Raw genomic sequence first — 25919 nt, forward strand, 5'->3', positions numbered from 1 at the left:
ATATTCAAAATGGACCAGCAACATCAGGGCGTAACACGCCGGGGCGCAGCAGTTGCTTTTCCGGCTCCCCTTTTTCATGCAACTGGTGGAGCAGCAGCCTGGCGCAGCACTCTCCAGCCAAGTAGTTCAGAAGATTGCAGGTGAGGATCCTGCGATCCTGGTTTCCGTACGGAAAGGAACCTACCTGCGCCAGAGAGAGGATAGAGGGTGCGTCGTCGTCGGATGGGGGGAGAAGGCTGCTCAACGGCTGTGCCCAGGCACCCCAACTGCACACAAACCGCGTCCCTTCTGCCACGCGGGAGACTACGGTGGAGAAAAAGTTCCGGGCGGAGGTGCTCAGTTCCTGCAGAAAGTGGAAGGAAAAATTTTCGTCCAGCCGTGCATCACCGGGCAGAAAGTCGTCAAAAACCTCCAGACTGGCGCCGGGACAAGCGGCTACCGCAGCTCGCACGCCGGCTTCCCGCTGAATCTCCTGGGGAGTATTGATTTCCTGGCACGGGCGGAGATACGCCAGATGCTTGCCGCCCAGAGAGAGAAAATATTCCACGGCATCCTTGGTGCCGGAGTAGTAGTCCAGATTTACGCTGGAAAGGCTGGGATTTTCCTGACAGCTGTCATAGGCTACGAAGGGAATATTATGCGCAAGGATATACTCCAGAGCCGAAGAGAGAGGTTCCTGCCCATCAGCACCTACGTACAGGATTCCGTCAGCCCGGTGGAGGATGCAGCGGTTGAGATAGTCCGGGTAGCCGCTGGGGGAGAGGGCATCTGTGCACAGCAGCAGGCGGTAGCCCTCTTTGTCCAGGATGCTGCGGGCGCCCTCCAGAACCTGGCCGTAGCGGGGGAGCATGACGTTTTTGTTGACCGAAACGGCGATACAGTTGGTGCGGCAGGCCTGAAGGACTCGGGCCACGTGGGTGGGCATGTAATCCAGCAGACGAGCAGCCTTCAGTACCCGTTCGCGGGTCTCCGGTGAAATGGTCTGGCCTTTTTTGTTATTCAGTACGTAGGATACCGTAGCCTGCGAGACGCCGGCCAGCTGGGCCACATCTTTGCTCGTTGCGCGCTTTTCCATGCCGATCCCTCCCGATATCTGAGATGCGGATAATAAAACGGCTGCTTAATATGTTACTTGATTATATATGCTTCTGCCAGAAAGAAGCAAGAGCAAATTATAAAGAAAAAGTGATCGTATATGAGCAGAGAAGCAGAGAACGGAGAGAGGGATGCTTGGACCTTCCGGTTGTCTGCGAGGCGTGAGCACGGGGCAGAAGAAGAAAAAAGCGCCTCAGATTATAAGTGCGTTAAGTTCGTTAAAAATGTACAAATTCCAAAAAGGAGACGGCAAAAAAGTATGATAAAAAATCATACTTTTTTTCATTTGTACACTGCGAGTATAGTAAAAGTAAACCAGAGGTTTTACTGTGCTGCCGCCGAGATTTGTGACTCTGGTACAAGAAAGGAAAGAAGGTTGGAAAATGTCAAAGACATGGAAAAGGGCTGCCTGCTTTTTACTGACAGCCGCACTTTTGGCACCATCGGCTCTTGCTAAAGTAGACGTGGATGAAAGCCAGATTTCCGATGAGGTAAAAGGATATGCTTATTGGGATACCAGCTTGAGCGACGAAGAGCGCGCTGCAGATCTCATCTCCCACATGACGGTGGAGGAGAAGCTGGGCCAGCTGGTCAGCCATGGTTCTCCTGCCATTCCCCGCCTGGGCGTAGCAGAATATTGGTATCCCGGTGAAAACCTGAACGGTATCGCCAACATCACCCTTTGGTACGGCGCGGCGGGCGATGCAAAGGGCGGCGCGTCTGCGTTCCCCTCCACGCTTGCTCAGGGTGCTACCTGGAACAGCGATCTGATCGGTGAAATGGCCGACGCCATCGGTGACGAGGCCCGTGCCTTCTATAACACCTCCAAGAAGGGCCTGTCCTACTGGGGACCCAGTGTAAACCTGGCTCGGGATCCCCGCTGGGGCCGTACCGGTGACAGCTTCGGCGAGGACGGTGTGATCTCCGCTGAGCTGGCCGGGGAGTTTATCAAGGGCTTCCAGGGCGAGTATGACGACGAAGAGGGCCTGAAGGCCATTGCCACAGCCAAGCACTTCGCTGCCAACAACGCTGAGGAGACCCGCAGCGGCGGTTCCTCCAACATGAGCGAGTCTGAGCTGCGGGAGTACTACCTGCGCCACTTCAGCCACATGGTTATGGACAGCGGCGTGCAGGCCATCATGCCCGCTTATAACGCCATCAACGGCATTCCCTGCCACGGCAGCTATGACCTGCTGACCAATACCCTGCGGATGACCTGGGGCTTTGACGGCTGGGTGGTTTCCGATAACGGCGGCGTCGGAAATCTGAACAGCCAGTACGGCGCCAACGGCGGCAACAGCCAGAAGGGCGACAGCGAAGCCTTCCCCGTTCTGGACGGCGGTTCTGAAGATTTCAACGGCGAGGAGAACCTGAACGTCACCAACGCCGCTGAGGCCGCGGCTGCGGCTCTGAACGCCGGCGTGAACCTGGACCTGGGTGGCCGGACTATGACGTCCGCCAACCTGCAGGCGGCACTGGACGAGGGCGTCCTCACCATGGACACCATTGATCAGGCTCTGCTGGACATCTTCACCAGCCGCTTTGCCACTGGTGAGTTCGACAACTCTGATGCCTATATCGACGGCTATGACTCCGTGTCCGCCTTCATCCGTCAGAATCAGGACCTGGCGGAGGATGTGGCCGACGAGGCCATCGTGCTGCTGGAGAACAATGACGATTTCCTGCCCGCCAACATCGGCGACTATGACAAGATCGTAGTGGTGGGCCAGTACATCGAAGAGCTGCTGTACTCTGACTACAAGTCCGACAACGTGTGGCGGGACGAGAACGGCATCAGCGTGTCCTTCGTCAAGGGCATTCAGGACGCCGTAGCGGAGTACAATGCCGCCAACGGTACCTCCATCCAGGTGGAGAGCATCGTGCTGAATGAGACCGATGGACAGGTGGCGGCCCCCACCGCTGAGCAGATGGAGATGATGGCTGGGGATAAGGTCCTGACCGTCTATATCCCCGCTACCCGGATCACCATGCTGACCGGCGGCGCCGATGCCGGTGAGGGCAATGACCGCGAGTCCCTGGACCTGCCCCGTGGCCAGGCCGAAGTGGGCGAGCAGCTGGTCAATAACTGCTCCAACCTGGTGGTGGCCATGCACACCCAGTCCATCGTGAACGTGGATTGGGCCACCAAGGGCGAGAAGAAGGCCGACGCCGTGCTGTGGGCCTCCTACCTGGGCGAGAAGCAGGGCGCTGCCCTGGCCAACGTGCTGTTCGGCAAGGTGAGCCCCTCCGGCCGCCTGAACACCACCTGGTACGCCGACGAGAGCCAGCTGGGCGAGCTGCAGCATGATTACAGCCTCTATCCCACCGCAAGCGATCCCCAGGATATCGACCTGGCGGATGGCGGCAGCTATGGCCGCACCTACATGTTCTTCGTGGGCGATGTGGATTATCCCTTCGGCTACGGTCTGAGCTACGGCGAGTTTGCCTACTCTGATTACAGCATCAGCAACAATGGCGATGGTACCCTTACCGCCACTGTGACCGTAGAGAACACCAGCAATGTGGACGCCAGCGAAGTGGTTCAGCTCTACGCCGTAGGCCCCAAGGCCGCTGAGCTGAACCGCGCCGACAAGCAGCTGGCCGGCTTCGACAAGGTGTCCCTGAAGGCCGGCGAGAGCCAGCAGGTCACCATCACTGTGAATGTAAAGGATCTGGCCTTCTGGGATGAGAGCGCTGACTGCTTCGACCTGGATGCCGGCAGCTGGAACTTCTATCTGGGCTCCGACTGCGAGACCAAGATCGCCGGCTGTGAGCAGGCAGTTGCTCTTACCGCCGATGACATGCCCAAGGGTCTCCAGGCTGTGACCCTGACTGTGGATAACTACATCCTGGAGGACAGCGACCAGGAGACTGAGATGCCCTCCACTGAAGTGACCACCAGCGTTTCCCTGAAGAACGACACCCTCTACAAGGACAAGGATGCGGCTGCTGCTGCCGGTATCACCCTGAGCTACGCCTCCGATAACGAGGATGTTGCCACTGTGGATCAGAACGGCAAGATCACCGCTGTGGGTGACGGTGTGTGTACCATCACCGTCACCGCTACCAAGGGCGGCGATACCGTAACCGATTCCCACGCCATCGTGGTCAAGTCCATCAAGGGCGTCACCGGCATCACCCTGGATCAGACTGAGGCCACTATCCGGGAGCGGGAGACCGTTACCCTGAAGGCCACCATTACCCCCGCCGATGCGGACTATCAGCAGGTCATCTGGACCTCCAGCGATCCTGACGTGGCCACCGTAGAGAACGGCGTGGTCAAGGGTGTCGGCGTAGGCACCGCTACCATTACCGCCAAGACCTTCGAGGGCGGGAAAACCGCCACCTGTGAGATCACGGTGGAGGAAAATACCGATGTGGACGTGACCAAGATCACCCTGACTCCCACCAATGTGACGAATGAGGACGGCGTTGCCGTCATGGCGGGCGGCGAGATCACCCTGAAGGCTACCGTGGAGCCTGAATCCGCTACCCATCCTACTGTTATCTGGAGCACCGACGATCAGAACCTGAGCATTGCGCCTGACGGCAACACTTGTGTTGTCACGGTCAAGGCTGGGGCAACGGCCACCTCTGCGGTCAAGGTCACTGCCACCGCAAACGATGCCAGCAGTGTGACTGCGGATGCGTACATCGTACCCCAGGTGTCCGCCGAGATGAAGGCTGGCGAGACCCTGGATCTGGTTGCCCGTCTGGATGCCGACGGCACCAAGAACGACAACCTGAAGTGGGACAGCACCAACACCTCTGTAGCTACCGTCAGCGAGGGCAAGGTGACTGCCATCTCCGCTGGCACCGTGACCATCAAGGCCGCTGACGTAAGCGGTGTGCTCCAGGCCTCCTGCCAGATCACTGTGACCAGCAGCGGCGGCAGCACCGGTGGCGGCGGTGGCGGCAGCACCTCTGCCAGCCAGTACACCATCACCGTCAAGCAGAGCGAAGGCGGCAAGATCGCTCCTGAGACTGTCAAGGTGGAGAAGGGCAAGGATCAGACCTTCACCATCACTGCCGACGCCGGCTATACCATTCAGGATGTGCTGGTGGACGGCAAGAGCGTAGGCGCTGTGAGCAGCTACACCTTTGAAAATGTGACCGCTGGCCACACCATTCAGGCTGTGTTTGCGGAGCAGCCCTTCCAGTTCTCTGATGTGGATCCCAACGGCTGGGCCGCTCCTTACATCTACGGCCTGTATGAGCAGGGTATTGTGGACGGTATCGGCGGCAACCTGTTTGCCCCCACTCGCAGCATTACCCGCGCCGAGTTTGTAAAGCTGCTGGCTGGTGCTGCTGGTGTGAAGGACGAGGACCTGAGCAAGGATGCCAGCACCTTCACCGATGTGGAGCACGGCAGCTGGTATGAGCCCTATGTGATTTGGGCTGTGGAGAACAAGGTGGCCACTGGCACCTCTGCCACCACCTTCGCTCCCACCGCGCTGATCACCCGTCAGGAGATGGCCACCATGCTGTACCGCTATGCGGAGAACAGCGGCATCGAGCTGCCTGAGACGGTTGCTGCCTCCGCCTTTGCGGATGCGGACAGCATTTCCGACTGGGCTGCCGACGCGGTGAGCGCCATGCAGAAGGCCGGCGTCATTGACGGTATCGGCGGCAACCTGTTTGCCCCCACCGACAATGCCACCCGCGAGCAGGCCTGCAAGGTGCTGATGACCTTCCTGGAAGTAACCGAGAAGTAAGATCATAAAAAACGGACCGCCCATCAGGGCGGTCCGTTTTTTATTCACATCTCCGCGGGAGACAGGCTTTCAATCACAGTCATTACCTGTTCTGCGGTGAGACCGGCGGAAGCATGGAGGGAGAAGCTATATGTTCCGTCGTTCCATACTGCCAGGAACACCTGGCCGTCTTCCCCCTTGCAGGTGACGGTATATGCCCCGACGTTGAGGGTATCTTCCCAGCCGTAAGCGGTAAAGTCTCCGCTTACATCCTCGTTCCCTGGAGCCATGCGGTAGATAAGGGTGCCTTCATCCCCCTGCCAGCTTACCTCTGCCAGCTGTCCCTGCAAACACCTGATGCCATCCAGCTGATATCCCTCCGGTACCTGAGCGGGGAGAAGCAGCGGGTAGGACAGACTGTCTGCCAGGTCCGCAATGCTGTCAAACTGCTGTGCGCCCCAGGTGACCTGCACCGGCGGTGTCTCCACCGGGGGACGGGACTCCAGCCACAGCGGAAACACTGCCGCGGCGCAGATCACCAGTGCCGCGCAGGCGACGGCCAGGCGGGGCTGCCAACGGTATGTGCTGCTGCCTTTTCTGTCCAGGGCGTTCCGGAGGCCGGCCAGCACCCGTTGCTCCATCTCCGGCGTCACCGATACGGCGTCCAGAATCTGCCGGTATGCCTGTCTAGTCTCCAAAGTCATTCTCCTCCAATTCATCCCGCAGCAGCCCTCTGGCTCGGGTCAGCAGAGAGCGTACGGTGGATTCTTTTTTGCCCAGCAGCTTTGCGATTTCCACGGTGCTGTATTGCTCGTAGTAGTAGAGATGGACCACCATCCGGTATTTGAGGGGCAGGGCTTTGACGCAGTCCCAGACAGCCGACAGCTCCGGTTCTTGTTCCTGTTCCGGTAGTAGGTCGCTGAGCTCCTCCTGGGGGTGCCGTTTCCAGTAGCTCAGCCGGTTTTTGCTCAGATTGGCCGCCACACGCAGCAGCCAGGCTTTTTCGTGCTCCTGGCTGGAGAAGGGGGGCGCCTTCTGGATGTATTGCAGCAGCGTGTCCTGGAGCACATCCTCGGCCTCGTCCCGCCGGTGGAGGTAGGAGAAGGCCAGCCGCAGGATTGCGTCTCCGTGGCGGCGGAGCACCAGAGCTGCGTCCTCCAGAGGGCGATCCGATGTCTCGTCCGGAGAACTGCCTGCCAGCCACAGCCGCAGCCTGGCCAGCAGTCCCCGCCGGGGCGGGAAGAGTACACCTTCCATCTCTATTCCTCCTTTCACATGGAATACAAATCAGAGGGGAAAATCGCTGCACGAAAAAATTTTTTCTTTTTTGCAGCGTTTCATCTCTGGCGTTTGTGTATAGGGCAGAGAGCGGACCGCAGGCCCGCCGCAAAACAGAAAGGATGTATTACTATGAAACTGAAGAAGACTTGCCTGGCACTGTCCGCCGCTGCCGCCATTACGCTGTCCGCCGTAGGGTTTGCCGGCGCCGCCGGCCAGTCCGATCTGCTGAAGCTGACCATCGACGGCAAGGAGAGCGATACTCAGCTGGCCGTGATGGTGCCCGCCCGGGACCTGGCGGAGGAGCTGGGCTATACCGTTACCTGGAATGGGGAAGACCAGTCTGTCACCCTGGACAGCGGCACCATGCACGCCAACTTCACCATCGGCGTCAACTCCTATATTGCCGCCACCAGCATCGAGGGTATGGTGGGCATGACCGCTCCCTTCTCTCTGTCCTCTGCTCCGGTGGTATCTGACGGAGTGACCTATGTGCCCCTGGAGCTCTTCACGGTGCTGATGGGCAACCATGAGGATGCCCTCACTGTGAACGGCAATACGGTGGATCTGTGTACAGACTTCTGATCATATTCAATAGTTTGGCGTATTAAAAGAGTCCCCCGCCCGCAGAACAGTATAGCATACTGTTCTGCGGGCGGGGGACTTTTTCCTATGCATATTTTATCAGGTAGAACCGCTTCAACTGACCAGCATCATTTGCTTCCCGGTTTTTTGGGACAGGAAAGAGCGAAATTCTTCCGGTGTGCCGAATTGAAAGCGAGATTTGTCTAAAATAAAGCCCTTTTTGCGGCTAAGCATGAGTACAAAATAGTGGTCTGTTTCAAACATAAACTCCAAAATATGATATGTGCTGCGCAGCTTTGTGGAGCCGGAACGGGAAAAATAACCGTTTTCGTCAAAAGAATAATAGATCCGTTCCGGGGTTTGATTGACCATGTGCTTGACGGATCTGTTCCTGTACTTTTTATAAAACAGACCTAAAAGCAGCAGCGGTATTCCGGCTGCGAAGGAACTTACCGCAGGGATAACAGAAATATCTGCCTGAGATTTGGCCCATAGCCAGAGAAATCCATAGCCAATGCAGACGCAGCCTGTGATCATGAACGTCAGCCGTGCGAACTGGATCCGCTTTGCACGAAGCGTTTGATTCAAGATATTTTGAAACGCCTGTATGGTTTGCTTATCGTAAACGGTCTCCATTTCAAAGTTCACGAGATTACCTCCTTGGAATTCAGCTGTGTAGGGGGATATGGAACCAGGACATGGGCGTGAGCCGCGTAAGGGTAGGAAAGCCTGCCGGGTAGTGAGCGGTGGCGTGGTCTGCCAGAGCATAGCAGCCTAGCTTATCATCCTGCGGAAAGGGCAAGTGGGAGAGAAGTATGGAGCTTGGATGCAGAAGAGACAAAAAGGCCCGTGTGGATGGAGAAATCAATTGGTAAGGGTTGACACACACGGCGTCAACGCCGCAGGGGCAAAATTCCAGCATGGTATGAGCGATCTCCGGGGAGAACTCGCCGTCTCCGGCCATTAAAATGCATTGCCCGTCCAGCAGAATGAGCAGTGCGTGGTGCGGAACATCGGAAAAGGCTTTTCCTTCGTGGGGAACCTGAAACGCATATGCGTACCCTTCCGGAAGAAGAAGCTTTCTGATACCGGGGGCAATGACCTCAAACGGAAGCGCGCCGACATCTGGTCCATAGACAGCAGCAGACGGTGCTGCCAGAGCCAAGGATTCCGGATCAAAATGGTCGGGGTGGGTGTGGGTAAACAAAAATGCCATGGGACAGTTGAAGGGAGCGGTATGCGTGTTCAGCGCTGTCCGGATCGTTTGCGGCACAGCGGAAAATCCAACTTGTTCACCGCGGTGGAGCCCGTCCACCAGGATCCCAAAATCTGCGGAGCGGAGATAAAAACCGCTGTTGACAGTGTAAAATACGTTCATATCGGCGATCGCTTCTTCCGAGAAAGGCCCAGAGCCCCGGAACTGAAGGATAGGTTCAGTCCCGGGGTCCTGGAGCTGTGTCTTGTGCATGGGAAATGAGGGGAATGGAGTGTTTTTACTGTTTAGTGGGGCAGAAGGGAGCGAAATCCTTCTTGGAACCGTCGGGCTCATACAGACGGTTCTTGCCGTAGAAGTAGCCCAGGATGCCAAGCTCGATGCCGCTCAGCAGGTAGTTGAACACCGTGGGAGGCATCCAGCCGAAGATAAAGGTCTCGTTGGGGAGGTACAGACCAACGATGTGGGACTGGACAAACACCACAGCGTAAAGGACCAGGACCACTTTGTGAAGGGTGTTTTCGCGGGAGGCGAAGAAAGCGGAGAGGGGACCGGTGATTTCCTTCTCAGCCCGGGCATCCGGCTGGGTAGCAAGGCTGACTACCACGTAGAGGATGGTGTTGACGACCAGGCCCCACAGGATGGGATCCATGGTGGGCCAGGGATTTACGCCGAACAGAGTGATCAGAACAGCGGCCATGCCGCACACGGTACCGGCCAGAGCGCCTTCCTTGGTGCCGCGCTTCCAGTAGAGTCCGCCGATCAGCGAGGGCATCATCTGGGCAAAGCCGGGGGCGCAGAAGCTATATGCATAGGTGACCAGGAACGCGGGACGGAAGTAGGTCACGATGAGCACGGCCACCATGATGATGGTCAAGCAAATAGCATTGTTGCGCTTGGTATTCTGCTCTTCCTGATCTTCTTTCCGGATGATGTCGTGAGTAACGATGGAGGAAGCCACCACCAGCTGGGAGTCGGCAGTGGACAGGCCGAACGCAAACACGCCGATGACCAGCAGAATAGCCAGAATAGCGGGAGCGAATTCCAGAGCCATCATGGGGATAACGTTGTCACTGGCAGCGCCCTCCAGAGCGGGATAGGCATAGCGGCCGGCGTAGATGCCCTGGATCAGGAACATCAGGTAGCACACGCACTCCAGAATGGGGAAGGCGATGCCCATAACCTTAAAGACGTCCTCATTCTTGGCCATGTAGGAGCGGATAAAAATGTGGGGCCAGGCAATGATGGAAATGCCGGCAGAGAGGGACAGACCGAGGGCGGAGATCCAGTTGCCGTATTTCCCGGTGACCTTGAAGACGTCGCCATTGCCGTCGGCAATGATCTTCTCCACGGCCTCGCTCAGACCGCCGGAGGTAATATTCGTAATGAAGACAATAGTCGTCACCACCACGATGCCGACGCCGACAATTGCTGCGAACAAGTCGGTGCCTACAACGGCCTTGTTGCCGCCGCCCAGCACGTGAACATACATGTAAACTACGAGAATCGCCACACAGATCCAGAAACCGATCTTTCCTTCTGTTGTGGTGACGATGCCGTTAGCCACACCGCTGACCTGCACGGAGATATAAGGGATAATACACACAGCGCAGATTACGGAGATAATCAGTTTCAGAGCACGGGAGTGGTACCGGTGGATAAAGTAGTCACCCGGAGTGGTATAACCGTACTGCTTACCCAGCAGCCAGAGCCGATACATCACATTGGGGGCAAAAAAGCCGACGAAGCAGGCACCCATGGCGCCGATCCAGTAGCCAATGCCGTCCCGGTAAAGAGCGGCGCCGTATCCATAGAAGGAGAGGGCGCTCCAGATGGAAAGCATGACCGTAGCCAGCAGCGTGATCGTACCTACGTTGCGGCCGGCCACAAGGTATTCTGAGGAAGAACTTCCGGTGCTTTTGGATGCCTTAACGGAGATCACGGCTACAAAGACACCGTAAACCACGAGCGCGATGATAACGCCTATCGCTATAACATTCATATGATCGTGCTCACACCTTTCTTTTCTTTCTTCTCTTTCTGTGTGCAAATGGGTGACGCAATAAAACGGATGCTTCCACTGGCGGTGGTATAAAAGCGATCCCTCCTTTCTGTGCAGTGGAACTTCTGCCTAGCTATTGAGCAAAATTCGGGCCAAGTATAAGGAAATGTGGAAAAAGTTAAATTGGTGCATAGAGATTCGGCCAATTTAAAGGAATGCGTCAAAATATGTCGAAAATACGGGAAAAGACAGGCGTGAAGCATAAGCTGCAAGAGATGTGCTATTTCGGCACACGAATGGCGCATTATGTCACATGTGTAACATACGGAAGCGGCGAGCGCACAAAATTGACGGCGCAATACTCTTCTGCTATTATAAAATAGCTTTTTCGCCGCCAAAGTCTGCGGGTGTAATGGAGGCAATTCAGATAGAATGGATGTGGATAGTGAAAATTTGGCACTCTTCTTGCAACATTATTAGTGTGCGTGTACTTAATAAAACTGGCTATGGGAGGAGTGAAAGCCCATGGATATCCGAAATCAGGTAAGTGAGGCGAAAGAACTGCTCCGAAATGGAGACGCGGTTCCTGACGATATGGTTCGGGACGTAATCCGTGAATCGTGGCTGCGATGCAGAGCCCGGGGCGTGCCAATGCAGGATGCTGACAAGCGTGTCCTGCCTCCAGGAGAACTACAGAAGCGGCGGGATGCCAGAAAGAGCCTGTGCGAAGTGGCGTTTCCTTTTTTGGACGGCCTGTATGATTTTATTCGAGGTTCGGAATTTTTGGTGCTGATCAGTGATGAGGAAGGGTATATCCTCTATGAACGAGGAGATCCGCAGATCCTGTCCACTGCGCAGAAGACCGGTTTAATAGAGGGAGCCTGCCGAAGTGAAGACCGCTTAGGCACAAATGGTGTGGGGACGGTGCTGGTCACACAGCAGCCTCTCCAGGTGTTTGCGGAAGAACATTATTATGAGGTGCATGTGAACTGGTCCTGTTCTGGTGCGCCTATTTTTTTGCCAGATGGAAGGTTGGGCGGAAGCGTCTGCCTGTCCGGCATGGCGGAGAAGGTCAACTACCATACGCTTGGAATGGTGGTTGCGGCTGCGGATGCCATCTCCAGGCAGCTCAAGTTGAAATCGGCGTATGATGAACTGGCGCTGGTGTGGCAGAATATGAATATTATTATTGAAACGGTACCTGCTGCTATTTGCTTGCTGGACGAGCAGCTGCAGGTGACCACGTTCAATGCCCAGGCTACAAAGCTTCTGGATGTGCTGCCTCAGGATCTGAAGGGGGCATCCTTCCCGCAGCTGATCGGTGCTGACGCAGACACTCTGGCGCGGATCCAGAATGGTGTGGCCAACTTCCCGGTCGTGTTGGAACATAAGCGACAAAAGCATACCATTTCACTGTCCGTACAGGCAACCGGAACGAAAGAGTATGTAGTGCAGATGGAGCAGCTGGCCAGCCTGCACAAGCGAGTCAATAATATCGTGGGAAACGATGCACACTTCTCGTTTTCCGATATTATAGGAAGATCGGATTCCATGCGGGATGCGGTGCAAATGGCTAAGATTGCGGCGCAGAATGACGCTACGGTTTTTCTCTCCGGAGAGAGCGGCACAGGTAAGGAGCTCTTCGCGCAGGCGATACACAACTCCAGTGCCCGCAGAGGCGGACCGTTTATTGCCGTAAACTGTGGGGCATTGCCCAAAAGCCTGATCGAAGCGGAGCTGTTCGGCTATGAGAGCGGCAGTTTTACCGGAGCAAAAAGAGAAGGATGCGCTGGCAAATTTGAATTGGCCAACGGCGGCACAATCTTCCTGGATGAGATCGGGGATATGCCTTTTGATGTACAGGTGACCCTTCTGCGTGTGCTGCAAAACCGGGAGGTGCGCCGTATCGGAGCAAGCAAGACCATCAAAATTGATGTTCGGGTGATCACCGCCACCAATCAGAATCTGGAGCGCCTGGTGGCCGATAAAATGTTCCGGGAGGATCTGTTCTATCGGATCAACGTATTCCATATCAGAATTCCACCGCTGAGAGAGCGGAAGGGCGATGTACAGGTACTTTCAGAGTTTTTCCTACAGAAATATTCCGGAAGTATGCCAGGCTGCAAGGCGAAGGGCTTCTCGCCAGAAACTATGACGTTGTTATCCCAGTATAATTGGCCCGGAAATGTGAGACAACTGGAAAATACTGTTGAGAGAGCGGTGTATCTGACCACCACGGACCAGATCCTTCCTGAGAGCCTTTCTCCGGAATTACAGGTGCACGCGGTGGAAGCTGCGGAACCGGAGGAGGAAAAGCCGCCCCGTGCGGCCTCCCTTTCCATGCGAAAGGGAGAAAAGGAAAAAATAGAGCAGGCATTGCAGCAGACCCATGGAAATGTGAAGGCGGCTGCTCAGCTGTTGGAGATCAGCCGCAGGACGCTGTATCGAAAACTCGAGTCCTATGGGATCGACTGCGATAAGTTAAGAAAATGATCGATGCAAAAAGCGCGAACCTGGTATCAGGTTCGCGCTTTTTTGTGTGCCAAACCGGTGGCACATGCTTCGTGCTGAAGTGTGCCAAAATGGCGCAGTAGTGGGCCGATCTCTGGCACAGGCCTGAAATTTTTCTGAAATAGCAGGCTTTTAGAATTTGGCATTAAACTTGCTCATGATAAACGTGACAGCAAAAGCGTGACACAGTGAAGAGTAGCACAAAAGATTTAGAAAGGATGGGAGAAAACATGCTTGAACTGATATGGAAGCCGGAACTGCACCTGTTCCCGTGCTGCTGCGCCTTTAAGGACGCATTTGAATTGGGAAGCGATGACCTGGTCTTGAGCAACGAATACATTTATGAGCCGTATTTCGGGAAGATGGACCTGAAGTGCCATGTGATCTATCAGGAAAAGTACGGCACCGGCGAGCCCACCGACGTGATGGTGGACGCCATCCTGGCTGACGCAGCCAAAACGGGCTGCAAGCGGATCATTGCCATCGGCGGCGGCACGGTCATCGACATTGCCAAGGTGCTGGCGGTCTCCGACGGGGAGGGCGTGGACGAGCTGTACGACAAGGCTCCCAACCTGGAAAAGAAGCGGAAACTGGTCATCATTCCTACCACCTGCGGCACCGGCAGTGAGGTCACCAACATCTCCATCATGGCCCGCACCCGTCTGGGTACCAAGCTGGGCCTGGTGAGCCCCGCCATGTATGCCGATCAGGCGGTGCTGATCCCAGAGCTGCTGGAAAAGCTGCCCTTCGGCGTGTTCGCTACCAGCTCTATCGACGCGCTGGTCCACGCGGTGGAGTCCTCTCTGTCCCCCAAGGCCACGCCCTACACCAAGCTGTTCGGCTACAAGGCTATCGAGATGATTATCCGGGGCTATCAGAAGATCGTGGCAGAGGGAAAGGAGTCCCGCATCTCGCTGCTGGAGGATTTTCTGATCGCCTCTAACTACGCCGGCCTGGCCTTCGGCACGGCGGGCTGCGCGGCGGTCCACGCCACCAGCTATCCTCTAGGCGGCAAATACCATGTGGCCCACGGCGAGAGCAACTACGCCATGTTTACCGGAGTTCTGAAGAACTACATGGAGATCAAGCAGGACGGCGAGATTGCGGTGATGAACGGCTACCTCGCAAACCTGCTGGGCTGTGGGACCGAGGAGGTCTACGACAAGCTGGAGGAACTGCTCAATCAGATTCTGCCCAAGAAGCCCCTGCATGAATACGGCATGACGAAAGAGGACATCGACGAGTTTGCCCACAGCGTCATCACCAGCCAGGGCCGCCTGATGGCCAACAACTTTGTACCCCTGGACGAGGAGCGGGTGCGCAAGATCTACACGGAACTTTACTGAGGAGGGACCCGATATGGCACTCATGACAGGTGAACAGTACATCGAGAGTATCCGTAAGATCCCCATGGAGATCTACATGTTTGGCAAGAAGGTGGAGAATCCGGTGGACGATCCCATCCTCCGCCCCTCCCTGAACAGCGTGCGGATGACCTATGATCTGGCTCAGATGCCCGAGTATCAGGACCTGATGACCACCATCTCTCCCGAGACCGGCGAGCGGATCAACCGCTTCACCCACATCCACCGCTCCACCGAGGACCTGCGCAACAAGGTGAAGATGCAGCGCCTGCTGGGCCAGAAGACCGCGGCCTGCTTCCAGCGCTGTGTGGGCATGGACGCCTTCAACGCCGAGTACTCCACCACCTTTGAGATCGACAAAAAGTACGGCACTCACTACCACGAGAACTTCAAGAAGTTCATGCTGTACTGCCAGACCAGCGACCTGACGGTGGACGGCGCCATGACCGACCCCAAGGGCGACCGCTCCAAGGCTCCCCACGAGCAGGCCGATCCCGACCTGTTCCTCCGCGTGGTGGAGCGCCGGGAGGACGGCGTTGTGGTGTGCGGTGCCAAGGCCCACCAGACCGGCATCATCAACAGCCACGAGGTCATCGTGATGCCCACCATCTCCATGGGCCCCGATGACAAGGACTACGCCATCTCCTTCGCGGTGCCTCTGGATACCAAGGGCCTGTACATGATCGTGGGCCGCCAGAGCTGCGACACCCGCAAGCTGGAGGGCAGCGAGATGGATGTGGGCAACAGCGAGTTCGGCGGCGTGGAGGCCCTCACCGTCTTCGACCACGTGTTCGTGCCCAACGACCGGATCTTCCTCAACGGCGAGACCGAGTTTGCCGGCATGCTGGTGGAGCGCTTCGCCGGCTATCACCGCCAGAGCTACGGCGGCTGCAAGGTTGGCGTGGGCGACGTACTCATCGGCGCTGCCGCCGTGGCCGCCGACTACAACGGCGCCGCCAAGGCCAGCCACGTGAAGGATAAGCTCATTGAGATGACCCACCTGAACGAGACCCTGTACTGCTGCGGCATCGCCTGCTCCGCCGAGGGCTATCCCACCGAGAGCGGCAACTATATGATCGACCTGCTGCTGGCCAACGTCTGCAAGCAGAACGTCACCCGCTTCCCCTACGAAATCGTCCGTCTGGCCGAGGACATTTCCGGCGGCCTGATGGTCACCGCCCCCTCCGAGGCCGACTTCCGCGACAGCAAGCTGGGTCCCGTCATTGACAAGTACCTCAAGGGTGTCAACGCCGTCTCCACTGAGAACCGGCTGCGCATCCTGCGCCTCATTGAGAACCTGTCTCTGGGCACCGCCGCCGTCGGCTACCGCACCGAGTCCATGCACGGCGCCGGTTCTCCCCAGGCTCAGCGCATCATGATCTCCCGTCAGGGCAACCTGGCACAGAAGAAGGCTCTGGCCAAGGCCATCGCCCACATCAAGGAGTAACCGGCATGGAGAGCTGGAACACATATTACATATCCCACATCACGACTGCGGAAGAGGCAGTCAAGCGGATCAAGTCCGGTGACCGGGTGGTGATACAGCATGCCTGCGGCGAGCCTACGTTCTTAGTGAACGCCATGGTAGCCAATGCTGAGGCATACCGGGATGTGGAGATCGTCCATATGGTGGCCATGGGCCAGGCGGCCTACGCCCAACCCGGTATGGAGCGATACTTCCGCCACAACGCCCTGTTTGTGGGCGGGTCTACCCGAGCTGCTGTGGCGGAGGGACGGGGCGACTTTACCCCCTGCTTCTTTTCTGAAGTGCCCGGCCTGTTCCAGTCTGCCCTTCCGGTGGATGTAGCCCTCATTACCGTTACACCGCCGGATGAAAACGGAAAATGCTCTCTGGGTGTATCAGTGGACTACACCATGGCCGCCGTCAAGTGTGCCAAGACTGTCATCGCGCAGGTCAACGCCGACATGCCCTACACCTACGGCGACGCAGCCGTGGATGTGACGGAGATCGACTGCTTTGTACCTCACGACGCCCCCATTATCCCGCTGGCGCCACCCAAGATCGGCCCGGTGGAAGAGGCTATCGGACGCAACGTGGCCTCTCTGATTCAGGACGGGGATACGCTCCAGCTGGGCATCGGTGCAATTCCTGACGCGGTATTGAAGTTCCTGAAAGACAAAAAGGACCTTGGAATCCACTCTGAAATGTTCTCTGACGGCGTGGTGGAGCTGGCCCAGGCCGGGGTTATCACCAACCAAAAGAAGACCCTTCACCCGGGGAAATATGTGGTTACTTTCCTGATGGGGACCCAACGGCTCTACGACTTCGTGGACCATAATCCTGATGTGTTTCTGGCGCCGGTGGACTATGTAAACGATCCCTTTGTTATTGCACAGAATGACAACCTGGTCTCCATCAACTCCTGTGTGCAGGTGGATTTGATGGGTCAGGTGGCTTCGGAGAGCATTGGCCCCCGTCAGATCTCCGGCACCGGAGGCCAGGTGGACTTCATCCGCGGCGCAGCCCGGAGCAAGGGTGGTCGGTCCATTATCGCCATGCCCTCCACCGTCAAAGGCAAGGCATCTAAGATCGTCCCGCTTCTGGATGCCGGCGCCGCTGTCACAACCTGCCGCTGCGACGTGGACTATGTGGTTACGGAGTACGGTGCGGCCCACCTGAAGGGACATACCCTCCGCCAGAGAGCGAAGGCCTTGATCGAGATTGCCCATCCCGACTTCCGGGACGAGTTGAAAGAGGAATACGTTCGTAGATTTCATAGCAGTTTGTAATTGAGGAGGTATACACGTATGAGCACAAAGAAGGAACAGAAGGAGCTGGCCAAGCAGTTTTACACCGTCATGTACCGTACCCGCCGTTTCGAGGAGGAAGTTTTTGAGTTTTACAAGCGGGGCCTGATGCCCGGCCTGGCCCACCTGTATCTGGGTGAGGAAGCCATTGCCACCGGCGCCTGCGCCACGCTTCGGGACGACGATTACATTGGTTCCACCCACCGGGGACACGGCCACTTGGTGGCCCGGGGTGCCGACCTGAACCGCATGATGGCGGAGATCCTGGGTAAGGAGACCGGTTACTCCAAGGGCAAGGGCGGCTCCATGCACATCATGGCCATGGATAAGGGCATCCTGGGTGCCAACGGCATCGTGGGCGGCGAGATCCCCATCGCCACCGGCGCGGCCTATTCCGCTAAGTACCGCGGCACCGATCAGGTGACCCTTGCCTTCTTCGGCGATTCCGCCTCCAACGAGGGCACCTTCCACGAGTCCCTGAACATGGCCGCCGCCTGGGATCTGCCCTGTGTGTACATCATTGAGAATAACCTGTTCGGCATTTCGGTGGATATCCGCCGGGTCACCAAGGAGCATGAGCTGTCCAAGCGTGCCGTGGGCTACGGCATTCCCGGCTATACCATCGACGGCAACGACGTCTTCGCCGTTTATGACACTGTGAAGCAGGCTGTGGAGCGTGCCCGCCGGGGTGAGGGTCCCACGCTGATCGAGTGCCTGACCTACCGCTGGCAGGGCCACCACGTGGGCGATCCGGGTGAGTACCGGGATCCTCAGGAGCTGGCTGACTGGAAGGCCAGAGAACCCATCGGCCAGCTGGAGAAGCGGGGGCTGCTGACCCAGGCCGAGATCGACGCCATCAAGGCCGGCGTGGAGGAGGAGATCCAGGCCGCGTGCAAGTTCGCGGAGGAGAGCCCCTATCCCGACGCCGCTGAAGCGTACTCCGATCTGTTCGTGGACTGAATCCTTTACCGAGATGAATGGAGGTTAACAGAACTATGAGAGAACTGATGGTTAGAGACGCGATCCGGGAAGCGCTTGACGAGGAAATGGCCCGGGACAATACCGTATTCCAGATGGGCGAGGACATCGGCGTCATCGGCGGCAACTTTAAGTGTACTGTGGGCCTGCGGGACAAGTACGGCGATCTGCGGGTAAAGGATACCCCCATCTCCGAGCAGGACTTTGTGGGCATGGGCGTAGGCGCGGCCCTTACCGGCCTGCGGCCCGTGGTGGAGCTGATGTTCGCCGACTTCCTGATGGTCTGCGGCGACCAGCTGTTCAACCAGATGGCCAAGATTACCTACATGTCCGGCGGTCAGTGCAGCGTCCCCATGGTGGTGCGCATGCCTCTGGGCGGCGGCCGTTCCTCCGCAGCCCAGCACTCCCAGTCCATCCACGCCTGGGCCGCGCATATCCCCGGCGTCAAAGTGGTGCTCCCCTCCACCGCCGGTGAGTGCAAGGGCCTGCTCAAGACCGCCATCCGGGACAACAACCCCGTTATGTTCTTTGAGCACAAGATGCTCTACACTACCAAATTTGACGATGTGCCCGACGAGGGCGAGGATGTCTGCATCCCCTTCGGCAAGGCCCGCATCGTACAGGAGGGCAGCGATATCACCGTGGTCACCAACTCCATGATGACCATCAAGGCCACCAAGGCAGTGAAGAAGCTGGCCGAGGAGGGCATCCACGCCGAACTGATCGACCTGCGCACCATCGTGCCGCTGGATACCGAGACCATCATCAAGTCCGTGAAGAAGACCGGCAAGCTGCTCATCGTGGACGAGGGCCACATCGACTTCGGTATCAGCGGTGAGATCGCCACCCGCATCATGCCCGACGTGTTCTACGACCTGGAGGCTCCCGTGCAGCGTCTGGGCACCGGCAACGTCCCCCTGCCCTTCAGCCCGGCTCTGGAATTCCCGCTGATCCCCGACGAGAAGAGCATCGCCGCCAAGATCCGGGAAATGGTGTAAGGAGGAACTACCATGGCAGAAGTCATTATCATGCCCAAACTGGGCTTTAACATGGATGAAGGACAGCTGGTCAAGTGGCACAAGGCTGTCGGCGACCCGGTGACCAAGGGTGAGGTGCTCTTTGAGATCAACACCGACAAGACCACCATGCCCGTGGAGGCCACTGCCGACGGTACTGTGCTGAAGATCATGCTGGAGGAAGGCGCTTTTGCGGACGTGTTCACCCCCATTGCGGTAGTGGGTGCCCCTGGAGAGGATCCCGACGCCGCGCTGGCTGCCGCCGGTGGGGAAGCCCCCGCCGCCGCACCTGCTGCTGCGGACGCCGCCCCCGCCCAGGTACCCCAGGTGGATCTCATTCCCGAGGTGCCCCCCATGGATCTGAAGGAACTCAAGCTCACCCCCAAGGCCAAAAAGCTGGTCAAGGAGGAGGGGATCGCCCCCTCCGTCCTGGCCCAGATCAAGGGCACTGGCTTCCAGGGTGGCATTACCTACAAGGACATCAAGGCGTCCCCGCTGGCCCGTAAGGTAGCTGAGCAGAAGGGCGTGGATCTGGCGGCTGTCCCGGGCAGCGGTCCCAACGGCAAGATCATGAAAGCCGACGTGGAGAAGGCTGCCGCACAGCCTGTGGCTGCATCGGACGAGCTGCAGATCGCCTCCGTGACCCCCTACAAGGGTGTGCGTAAGATCATCGGCGACAAGCTGGCCCAGAGCATGGCCACGGCGCCCCACATCTACTTTACAGATGCGGTGGATACCACAGAACTGACCGCCTTCCGCAGCAAGCTCAATGAGACGGCGGAGGTGAAGATCTCCGTCTCCGACCTGCTGACGCTGGCGGCCTGTAAGGCGCTGAAGAAGTATCCGGCCCTGAACGCCACTCTGAAGGACGGACAGATCATCACCTATCGCTCCATCAACGTGGGCACCGCCGTAGCCGGGAACAACGGCCTGGTGGTACCGGTGATTAAAAACGTCCAGCACAAGACCCTGACCGAGATCGCGGGCGAGAGCAAGGACCTTATCGCCCGTGCCAAGGAAGGGAGACTGGACCCCAAGGAATACAGCGACGGTACCTTCTCCATTTCCAATCTGGGCATGTTCGGCATCGGCAACTTCACCGCCATCATCAACGCGCCGGAGTCCGCGATCCTGGCGGTCAGCTCGGTGCGCAAGACCCCTGTGGTGGTTACCGATGAAAACGGTGAGGACACCATCGCCATCCGTCCTATGATGAACATTCAGCTTTCCGTGGATCACCGCCTGATCGACGGCCTCATGGCGGCCCAGTTCGTTGCGTACATCAAGCGGCTGCTGGAAAACCCGGTCGAAATCTTACTGTAAGGAGACCTACCATGGCAGAAGTCATTATCATGCCCAAGCTGGGCTTTAACATGGATGAAGGACAGCTGGTCAAATGGCACAAGGCGGTAGGCGAACGGGTCAAAAAGGGTGAAGTGCTCTTTGAGATCAATACAGATAAGACCACCATGCCGGTAGAAGCCACTGCCGACGGCACCGTTCTCAAGATCATGCTGGAGGAAGGGGCGTATGCGGAGGTGTTTACGCCTATCGCTGTGGTGGGCCAGGATGGGGAAGATCCTGATGCGGCTCTCGCCGCCCAGGCTGGGGAGGCGACGGCTCCCCAGCCCGCGGCCGCCCTGCCGGCAGCCTCCCAGCCCGCGGCGCAGCAGCCCGCTCCGATAACATACGAGTACGAGGTGACTGTGATCGGCGCAGGTCCCGGCGGATATGAGACGGCAATCAAGGCCGCCCAGATGGGCAAGAAGACCTGCATTATTGAAAGCACCTATTTTGGCGGAACCTGCCTCAACGTGGGCTGCATCCCCACAAAGGCGCTGATCAAGACCGCTGAATTGCTGACAGAGATGCGCAAGGCCGGAGAATTCGGAATCAAAGGCGTATCTCCGGACGCTCTCAGCGTGGACATGAAGGTGCTGCAGGCCAGAAAGGGCCGGGTGGTCAAGACGCTGGTAAACGGCGTCAAGGCCCTGCTGCGGGGCAATAAGGTGTCCGTCGTGGAGGGCCGGGCCAGCTTTGTGGATGCCCATACGGTATCGGTGGCAGACAAGAAGATCACGTCAGAGACCTTCATCATCGCCACGGGCTCCTCTGTCTTCATGCCGCCTTTCATTGCCCAGGAGGGGAGCAATCACATTATCACCAGCACCGAGGCCTTGGATCTTGATCATGTGCCCGGCTCTATCGCAGTCATCGGCGGCGGTGTTATCGGCATTGAGTTTGCCTATCTGCTCAGCCACCTGGGCAGCAAGGTCACAGTGCTGGAACTGACGGACCATATCCTGCCTATGGTGGATCCTGAGATTTCGGAGATGGCCCAAAAGCGTATGGAGGCGGAAGGCGTTACCTTCTATCTGGGTGCAAAGGTACAGAAGATCAGAGACGATGCGGTATACTATGAGAAGGACGGTGTTCAGGCTTCGGTCCAGGCCGACATGGTACTGATGGCGGTGGGCCGGGTACCCAACACCGAGGGGCTCAATGCCGAAGGCATCGGCCTGGAGTTTGACCGAAAGGCCATTAAGACCGACCTGCATATGCGGACCAATCTTCCCAATATCTATGCCATCGGCGACGTCAACGGCAAAGTTATGCTGGCTCATACAGCGTCCCATGAGGGCATGGTAGCGGTGGCCAATATCTGCGGCCATGACGAGGAGATGAACTACGACCGAATCCCCTCCTGCATTTATCTGGATCCGGAGATTGCCTGTATCGGTCTGACAGAAGAGCAGGCCAAGGAACGCCGCGGCGGGAACGTCAAAGTGGGCCGCTTCCGCATGAATGGAAATGGAAAATCCCTGGTAGAGGGCGACACAGACGGTGCGTTCAAAGTAATCGTCGACGCTGAATTGGGCGAAATTTTGGGCGTGCATCTCTACGGCAAGCATGTGACGGATATGATCGGAGAAGTTTCTGTGGCGATGACCGCTGAGGCCACTGCTGAGGAGATGATCCATGCGATCCATCCCCATCCGACAGTGAATGAGGCGCTTGGCGAGGCGTTCATGGCTGCGTGGAACGGAAAAGCCATCAATGGGCTGTAAGGAGGAACTATGACACACAAAGTTGCAGTTGTTACCGGAGGCGGAAAGGGCATCGGTCGTGCCACAGCGCTGCGGCTGGCCAGAGACGGAATGTATATCGCGGTGGTGGACCTGGACCCTGTGACAGCGGCGGCCACGGCGGAGGATATCAGCCAACAGACCGGATGTGACAGCATCTCTGTCCAGGCGGATGTTTCCAGACGCGAAAGCGTTCATGAGGCTGTGGAGGCGATCCTGGAGCATTTTGGCCGAATCGACGTGTTGGTGAACAATGCCGGGATCCTGTCTCTGAAAAAGCCCTTTGTGGAGTATACCAAAGAAGAGTGGGACCGGGTATTTGGTGTGAACCTGATGGGAGACGTGTTTTTTACTCAGGAGGTCCTGCCCACCATGATGGAACAGAAGTCGGGCAGCATTATCAACCTCTCCTCGGTGGCCGCTCACACCGGTGGCGTATCGGCTTCGCCCATCTATTCTGCCAGCAAAGCGGCGGTTATGTGCCTGACCAAGTCCCTGGCCGGTGAAATGGCCCCCCACGGGATCCGTGTCAATGGGGTAGCGCCCGGCTATATCGCCACGGATATGACCATCGGCAAGAATGCCACCGGCAACAGTGCCGACGGCGTGCCCATGAAGCGCTTGGGGGAGCCGGAGGAAGTGGCCAGCGTCATCAGCTTCCTTGCCGGAGACGACAGCAGCTATCTGACCGGCGTTACCGTGGACATCAACGGCGGAACGCTGATGCGCTGACGGTATACGGCCATGCTGAAAGCGATCGCGTTCAATGGCAGTCCCCGCCGACAGGGGAATACCTGGTATGCCCTGAACACCGTTTTGGAGGTTCTGGAGAAAAACGGGATACAGACGGAACTGGTCCAGATCGGGGACATGACTATCCAGGGGTGCAGAGCCTGCGGAGGCTGCGCAGCGGCCCGCAACGGGAAATGTGTGCTGGACAAAGACGGGGTCAACGACTGCATCCGGCGTATGCAGGAGGCAGACGGTATCCTGTTGGGATCACCCCGTTTCCCTTAGTTAAAGATATTGTTAACAATTGAAAGATTCTTTTCCGCTGAATTAAAATCCACATGTTCAGTAAAACAAATAACTCTTGTACCCGTTTTGCCGGCAATCAGACAATAATCCTCCATCGTAGACATTCCATCAATTGAGAATTTTGAATGGACATGCATATCAACAAATTCATTCATAATCGAGCCTCCATTTGTGAAGTTCATGCAGATCAGTGAACGCAAATACTAGATCACACTCCGACATGCTCTTATTTATGCGATGAACCCTTTTTTCCATTCTTGCTTTTATTGTTTACATAACGTCTCTTACTTGGCTTCAATCTACTCGAAGATCCAGCATTGTTCGACGAACCTGTATCCAATTCCGAAGCTCCTTTTTTCTTGGGTGCACTCATATTGCGGTTATTTAATCTACTTACCAATTGACCACATGCGGCTTTTATATTGCCACCTCGGGATTCTCTGATTTTCACAGTAAGTCCCACCTTATTTAACTTATCACGAAATGCAACGAGTTCCTGTTTGTTTGGTCTTCGAACTGCTTTACAATCCGTTTCATTGTATTGTAAAAGATTAATCAATACATTTTTGTCACGAAACCATCTTCCCAACTGTTTTACATCATTCGCACGATCATTTACACCCGGTATAAGCAAATATGCTATAGTAACGCTACGATTATGTCTTTCTGAATATGAGAGTACTGATTGAACTACTTCATTTATATCATACCCTTTCATATGCGGCATGATATAGTCCCTTACATGCTGATTCGTGGCATGCAGGGATAACGTAAGTTGGATTTTTAAATGTTCTTCTCTCAACTTCTTCATCTGAGGGAGCGGTCCCGTTGTTGATATTGTTATACCATCTGTTGGAAAATCAAGTCCTTTGCGGTCTCTTAATATATGAATGGACTTTATCACGTTATCATAATTGAACAGAGGTTCTCCCATGCCCATGAATACAATCCTATTTACTCTACCATTTATCAGTATTACTTGTTGAACTATTTCAGATGGTGTTAGATTTCTGACAAATCCATTTTCACCAGAGGCGCAAAAGATGCACCCAACAGGGCAACCTATCATGGTGCTCACGCATACAGTAGTACCAGTTTTTCTTTTAATGCTTACCGTTTCAATGCAATAGCCATCTGACAATTCAAAAACATATTTCTGAGTATCCGGACCACGAAAGATTTCCTTGATAGTTATCGTTTTATACTTGTTACTACTTTGGGAACCGGAGTATAATTCGCGATAAAACTTATCCGCCTCAACTTCTCCCAATACACCAACCATTTCAGAATATGTGTATCCATATGGATCCTTATATATATCCGTGGCTTGAACAGAAGCATTCTTAACCATATTCAACATATGACCTCCAATAAAAAATCACGCTAAGATTCGTTGCAAAAGGCAATCACATTTCCTTTGCAACGCCCTCCTGAAAAACTTCCATGGAATCCAACATTTTCAGAGTTCGTTCATCACTACTAAAAACTGCAAACAATGCTAAAAAAACAGTCCAATTCAATTTTTTCTTACCATTTTCAATTGCATTATAAGTTTGCCTTGAAATGCCTATCTTTTCAGAGATATCAGCTTGGGAAGCTCCTATCCTTGCACGCAGCACAGGCAACTCTGTTACCATTGTATTGATCAGTTCCATTCTCTTACTATTGTTAAACTCCACTTCTAATCCCCTTTCTAAAGAATAATTTGCTCCTTTTACTTAAGTTTGTTTAATTATCGTTCAGCAAAAGACCGCAAATTTTATCTTGAATGACAACAAATTTATTATAGCACATGTCGTCTATGTTGTCGATATGTCACCCTCGGCGACTTTAAATAATGTTTTGCTTTTCCCCGTTTTTTTCTGATTTGGGCTTTTGGGGCTTTAACAGAATTCGCAAATTTAAACAAAATGTAGAAAGTCTCGTGTTTATAACTGATTTTGCTGTTATCAGCGGGTGTTGTCACATTTCTCTCTGCTGTTGTCACCATTGCTTGAGGTGTTGTCATTTTCTCCGTTGCTGTTGTCAAAATCATCTGCGCTGTTGTCATGATGTCGGCAACAATCGGGCGTAAAGAATGAGTTGCCGGAGAGTTCCTAATCTCTGAAAGCCCTTGATTTCAAGCCATTCTGCCGCTCTGACAACAGCATTTCTTTGTATCAATTCTTGGGTTTACCTTTCGATATATTCATCTATGACATTCAGGCCATGCTCGGCGGCATATTGCCGGAGCATCATGCGTTGTGTCTGAATACTCCCGCTTTCTCCTTGCAGTTCATCGTCCCGGCTC

Annotated in this window: 22 protein-coding genes; 13 read left to right on the top strand and 9 right to left on the bottom strand. The window is 55.8% G+C overall.

Annotation, left to right across the window (positions count from 1 at the left end; all coding sequences use genetic code 11):
* Nucleotides 1-4: 4 nt before the first annotated feature.
* Entirely contained in the window at nt 5-1075 is a 1071-nt protein-coding gene (locus ACTNB1_RS11345; protein WP_441169578.1) for a LacI family DNA-binding transcriptional regulator, read from the bottom strand.
* A 120-nt stretch (nt 1076-1195) separates the two neighbouring features.
* Between ACTNB1_RS11345 and ACTNB1_RS11350 the strand changes: the two genes are divergently transcribed.
* The gene (locus ACTNB1_RS11350; RefSeq protein WP_441169580.1) at nt 1196-1552 is read left to right on the top strand and encodes a hypothetical protein; all 357 of its coding nucleotides are present in this window, start codon (nt 1196-1198) and stop codon (nt 1550-1552) included.
* A gap of 64 nt (nt 1553-1616) precedes the next feature.
* A complete protein-coding gene (locus tag ACTNB1_RS11355; RefSeq protein WP_441169581.1) occupies nt 1617-5810 on the top strand; it encodes a glycoside hydrolase family 3 N-terminal domain-containing protein in 4194 nt (1397 codons plus the stop codon).
* A gap of 44 nt (nt 5811-5854) precedes the next feature.
* On the opposite strand, the gene ACTNB1_RS11360 is transcribed toward ACTNB1_RS11355, so the two are convergent.
* Nucleotides 5855-6487 (bottom strand): hypothetical protein, encoded by a 633-nt coding sequence (locus ACTNB1_RS11360; RefSeq protein WP_441169583.1) that lies wholly within the window; start codon nt 6485-6487, stop codon nt 5855-5857.
* The gene (locus ACTNB1_RS11365; protein WP_441169585.1) at nt 6477-7046 is read right to left on the bottom strand and encodes an RNA polymerase sigma factor; all 570 of its coding nucleotides are present in this window, start codon (nt 7044-7046) and stop codon (nt 6477-6479) included. The genes ACTNB1_RS11360 and ACTNB1_RS11365 overlap by 11 nt, the downstream gene beginning before the upstream one ends.
* Before the next feature lie 153 nt (nt 7047-7199).
* On the opposite strand from ACTNB1_RS11365, the gene ACTNB1_RS11370 reads away from it, so the two are divergent.
* On the top strand, nt 7200-7652 hold the full coding sequence (locus ACTNB1_RS11370) for a stalk domain-containing protein (RefSeq protein WP_441169586.1): 453 nt from the start codon (nt 7200-7202) through the stop codon (nt 7650-7652).
* A gap of 114 nt (nt 7653-7766) precedes the next feature.
* On the opposite strand, the gene ACTNB1_RS11375 is transcribed toward ACTNB1_RS11370, so the two are convergent.
* The 3 genes from ACTNB1_RS11375 to ACTNB1_RS11385 form a co-directional block, all read right to left on the bottom strand.
* Nucleotides 7767-8300: a YcxB family protein gene (locus tag ACTNB1_RS11375; RefSeq protein ID WP_441169588.1), complete on the bottom strand. Its 534-nt coding sequence runs from the start codon at nt 8298-8300 to the stop codon at nt 7767-7769.
* Between the two features lie 19 nt (nt 8301-8319).
* Nucleotides 8320-9030 (bottom strand): hypothetical protein, encoded by a 711-nt coding sequence (locus ACTNB1_RS11380; protein WP_441169590.1) that lies wholly within the window; start codon nt 9028-9030, stop codon nt 8320-8322.
* A 115-nt stretch (nt 9031-9145) separates the two neighbouring features.
* Nucleotides 9146-10867, bottom strand: a complete 1722-nt coding sequence (locus tag ACTNB1_RS11385; protein ID WP_441169592.1) for a sodium:solute symporter family protein — start codon at nt 10865-10867, stop codon at nt 9146-9148.
* A gap of 525 nt (nt 10868-11392) precedes the next feature.
* Between ACTNB1_RS11385 and ACTNB1_RS11390 the strand changes: the two genes are divergently transcribed.
* From ACTNB1_RS11390 to ACTNB1_RS11435, 10 genes are all read left to right on the top strand, one after another.
* Nucleotides 11393-13360 (top strand): sigma-54-dependent Fis family transcriptional regulator, encoded by a 1968-nt coding sequence (locus ACTNB1_RS11390; RefSeq protein ID WP_441169594.1) that lies wholly within the window; start codon nt 11393-11395, stop codon nt 13358-13360.
* Between the two features lie 248 nt (nt 13361-13608).
* On the top strand, nt 13609-14724 hold the full coding sequence (locus ACTNB1_RS11395) for a 4-hydroxybutyrate dehydrogenase (protein ID WP_441169596.1): 1116 nt from the start codon (nt 13609-13611) through the stop codon (nt 14722-14724).
* Between the two features lie 13 nt (nt 14725-14737).
* Nucleotides 14738-16189 carry a 4-hydroxyphenylacetate 3-hydroxylase family protein gene (locus ACTNB1_RS11400; protein WP_441169598.1) on the top strand — a complete coding sequence of 484 codons (1452 nt, stop codon included), beginning with the start codon at nt 14738-14740 and terminating at the stop codon, nt 16187-16189.
* Between the two features lie 5 nt (nt 16190-16194).
* Entirely contained in the window at nt 16195-17493 is a 1299-nt protein-coding gene (locus tag ACTNB1_RS11405; protein WP_441169600.1) for an acetyl-CoA hydrolase/transferase family protein, read from the top strand.
* Between the two features lie 18 nt (nt 17494-17511).
* The gene (locus tag ACTNB1_RS11410) at nt 17512-18471 is read left to right on the top strand and encodes a thiamine pyrophosphate-dependent dehydrogenase E1 component subunit alpha (protein WP_441169602.1); all 960 of its coding nucleotides are present in this window, start codon (nt 17512-17514) and stop codon (nt 18469-18471) included.
* Nucleotides 18472-18506: 35 nt separating this feature from the next.
* Nucleotides 18507-19487, top strand: a complete 981-nt coding sequence (locus ACTNB1_RS11415; protein ID WP_441169604.1) for an alpha-ketoacid dehydrogenase subunit beta — start codon at nt 18507-18509, stop codon at nt 19485-19487.
* A 12-nt stretch (nt 19488-19499) separates the two neighbouring features.
* On the top strand, nt 19500-20828 hold the full coding sequence (locus ACTNB1_RS11420) for a dihydrolipoamide acetyltransferase family protein (protein ID WP_441169606.1): 1329 nt from the start codon (nt 19500-19502) through the stop codon (nt 20826-20828).
* 11 nt (nt 20829-20839) lie between these two features.
* The gene (gene lpdA, locus ACTNB1_RS11425) at nt 20840-22573 is read left to right on the top strand and encodes a dihydrolipoyl dehydrogenase (RefSeq protein ID WP_441169608.1); all 1734 of its coding nucleotides are present in this window, start codon (nt 20840-20842) and stop codon (nt 22571-22573) included.
* Between the two features lie 9 nt (nt 22574-22582).
* Nucleotides 22583-23323, top strand: a complete 741-nt coding sequence (locus ACTNB1_RS11430) for an SDR family NAD(P)-dependent oxidoreductase (protein WP_441169610.1) — start codon at nt 22583-22585, stop codon at nt 23321-23323.
* A gap of 12 nt (nt 23324-23335) precedes the next feature.
* Nucleotides 23336-23608, top strand: coding sequence for a flavodoxin family protein (locus ACTNB1_RS11435; protein ID WP_441169612.1), 273 nt, complete (start codon nt 23336-23338; stop codon nt 23606-23608).
* Here ACTNB1_RS11435 and ACTNB1_RS11440 read toward each other — a convergent pair.
* From ACTNB1_RS11440 to ACTNB1_RS11450, 3 genes are all read right to left on the bottom strand, one after another.
* Entirely contained in the window at nt 23605-23784 is a 180-nt protein-coding gene (locus ACTNB1_RS11440; RefSeq protein ID WP_441169613.1) for a PHP domain-containing protein, read from the bottom strand. The genes ACTNB1_RS11435 and ACTNB1_RS11440 overlap by 4 nt on opposite strands.
* A 71-nt stretch (nt 23785-23855) precedes the next feature.
* Nucleotides 23856-24989, bottom strand: coding sequence for a 23S rRNA (adenine(2503)-C(2))-methyltransferase RlmN (gene rlmN, locus ACTNB1_RS11445; RefSeq protein ID WP_441169614.1), 1134 nt, complete (start codon nt 24987-24989; stop codon nt 23856-23858).
* Between the two features lie 46 nt (nt 24990-25035).
* Nucleotides 25036-25308 (bottom strand): helix-turn-helix transcriptional regulator, encoded by a 273-nt coding sequence (locus tag ACTNB1_RS11450; protein ID WP_033119816.1) that lies wholly within the window; start codon nt 25306-25308, stop codon nt 25036-25038.
* Nucleotides 25309-25919: the final 611 nt, after the last annotated feature.

Source organism: Flavonifractor sp. HCP28S3_F3, from assembly GCF_052065355.1.
Lineage (GTDB): Bacteria > Bacillota > Clostridia > Oscillospirales > Oscillospiraceae > Flavonifractor.

What these genes read in the sequence shown, in the direction of transcription:
- ACTNB1_RS11350 (WP_441169580.1), top strand. Translation starts at nt 1,196, where the DNA reads ATGAGCAGAGAAGCAGAGAACGGAGAGAGGGATGCTTGGACCTTCCGG.
- rlmN (WP_441169614.1), bottom strand. Translation starts at nt 24,989, where the DNA reads ATGTTGAATATGGTTAAGAATGCTTCTGTTCAAGCCACGGATATATAT.
- ACTNB1_RS11440 (WP_441169613.1), bottom strand. Translation starts at nt 23,784, where the DNA reads ATGAATGAATTTGTTGATATGCATGTCCATTCAAAATTCTCAATTGAT.
- ACTNB1_RS11435 (WP_441169612.1), top strand. Translation starts at nt 23,336, where the DNA reads ATGCTGAAAGCGATCGCGTTCAATGGCAGTCCCCGCCGACAGGGGAAT.
- ACTNB1_RS11420 (WP_441169606.1), top strand. Translation starts at nt 19,500, where the DNA reads ATGGCAGAAGTCATTATCATGCCCAAACTGGGCTTTAACATGGATGAA.
- ACTNB1_RS11415 (WP_441169604.1), top strand. Translation starts at nt 18,507, where the DNA reads ATGAGAGAACTGATGGTTAGAGACGCGATCCGGGAAGCGCTTGACGAG.
- ACTNB1_RS11385 (WP_441169592.1), bottom strand. Translation starts at nt 10,867, where the DNA reads ATGAATGTTATAGCGATAGGCGTTATCATCGCGCTCGTGGTTTACGGT.
- lpdA (WP_441169608.1), top strand. Translation starts at nt 20,840, where the DNA reads ATGGCAGAAGTCATTATCATGCCCAAGCTGGGCTTTAACATGGATGAA.
- ACTNB1_RS11410 (WP_441169602.1), top strand. Translation starts at nt 17,512, where the DNA reads ATGAGCACAAAGAAGGAACAGAAGGAGCTGGCCAAGCAGTTTTACACC.
- ACTNB1_RS11380 (WP_441169590.1), bottom strand. Translation starts at nt 9,030, where the DNA reads ATGAACGTATTTTACACTGTCAACAGCGGTTTTTATCTCCGCTCCGCA.
- ACTNB1_RS11390 (WP_441169594.1), top strand. Translation starts at nt 11,393, where the DNA reads ATGGATATCCGAAATCAGGTAAGTGAGGCGAAAGAACTGCTCCGAAAT.
- ACTNB1_RS11395 (WP_441169596.1), top strand. Translation starts at nt 13,609, where the DNA reads ATGCTTGAACTGATATGGAAGCCGGAACTGCACCTGTTCCCGTGCTGC.
- ACTNB1_RS11370 (WP_441169586.1), top strand. Translation starts at nt 7,200, where the DNA reads ATGAAACTGAAGAAGACTTGCCTGGCACTGTCCGCCGCTGCCGCCATT.
- ACTNB1_RS11400 (WP_441169598.1), top strand. Translation starts at nt 14,738, where the DNA reads ATGGCACTCATGACAGGTGAACAGTACATCGAGAGTATCCGTAAGATC.
- ACTNB1_RS11430 (WP_441169610.1), top strand. Translation starts at nt 22,583, where the DNA reads ATGACACACAAAGTTGCAGTTGTTACCGGAGGCGGAAAGGGCATCGGT.
- ACTNB1_RS11405 (WP_441169600.1), top strand. Translation starts at nt 16,195, where the DNA reads ATGGAGAGCTGGAACACATATTACATATCCCACATCACGACTGCGGAA.
- ACTNB1_RS11345 (WP_441169578.1), bottom strand. Translation starts at nt 1,075, where the DNA reads ATGGAAAAGCGCGCAACGAGCAAAGATGTGGCCCAGCTGGCCGGCGTC.
- ACTNB1_RS11365 (WP_441169585.1), bottom strand. Translation starts at nt 7,046, where the DNA reads ATGGAAGGTGTACTCTTCCCGCCCCGGCGGGGACTGCTGGCCAGGCTG.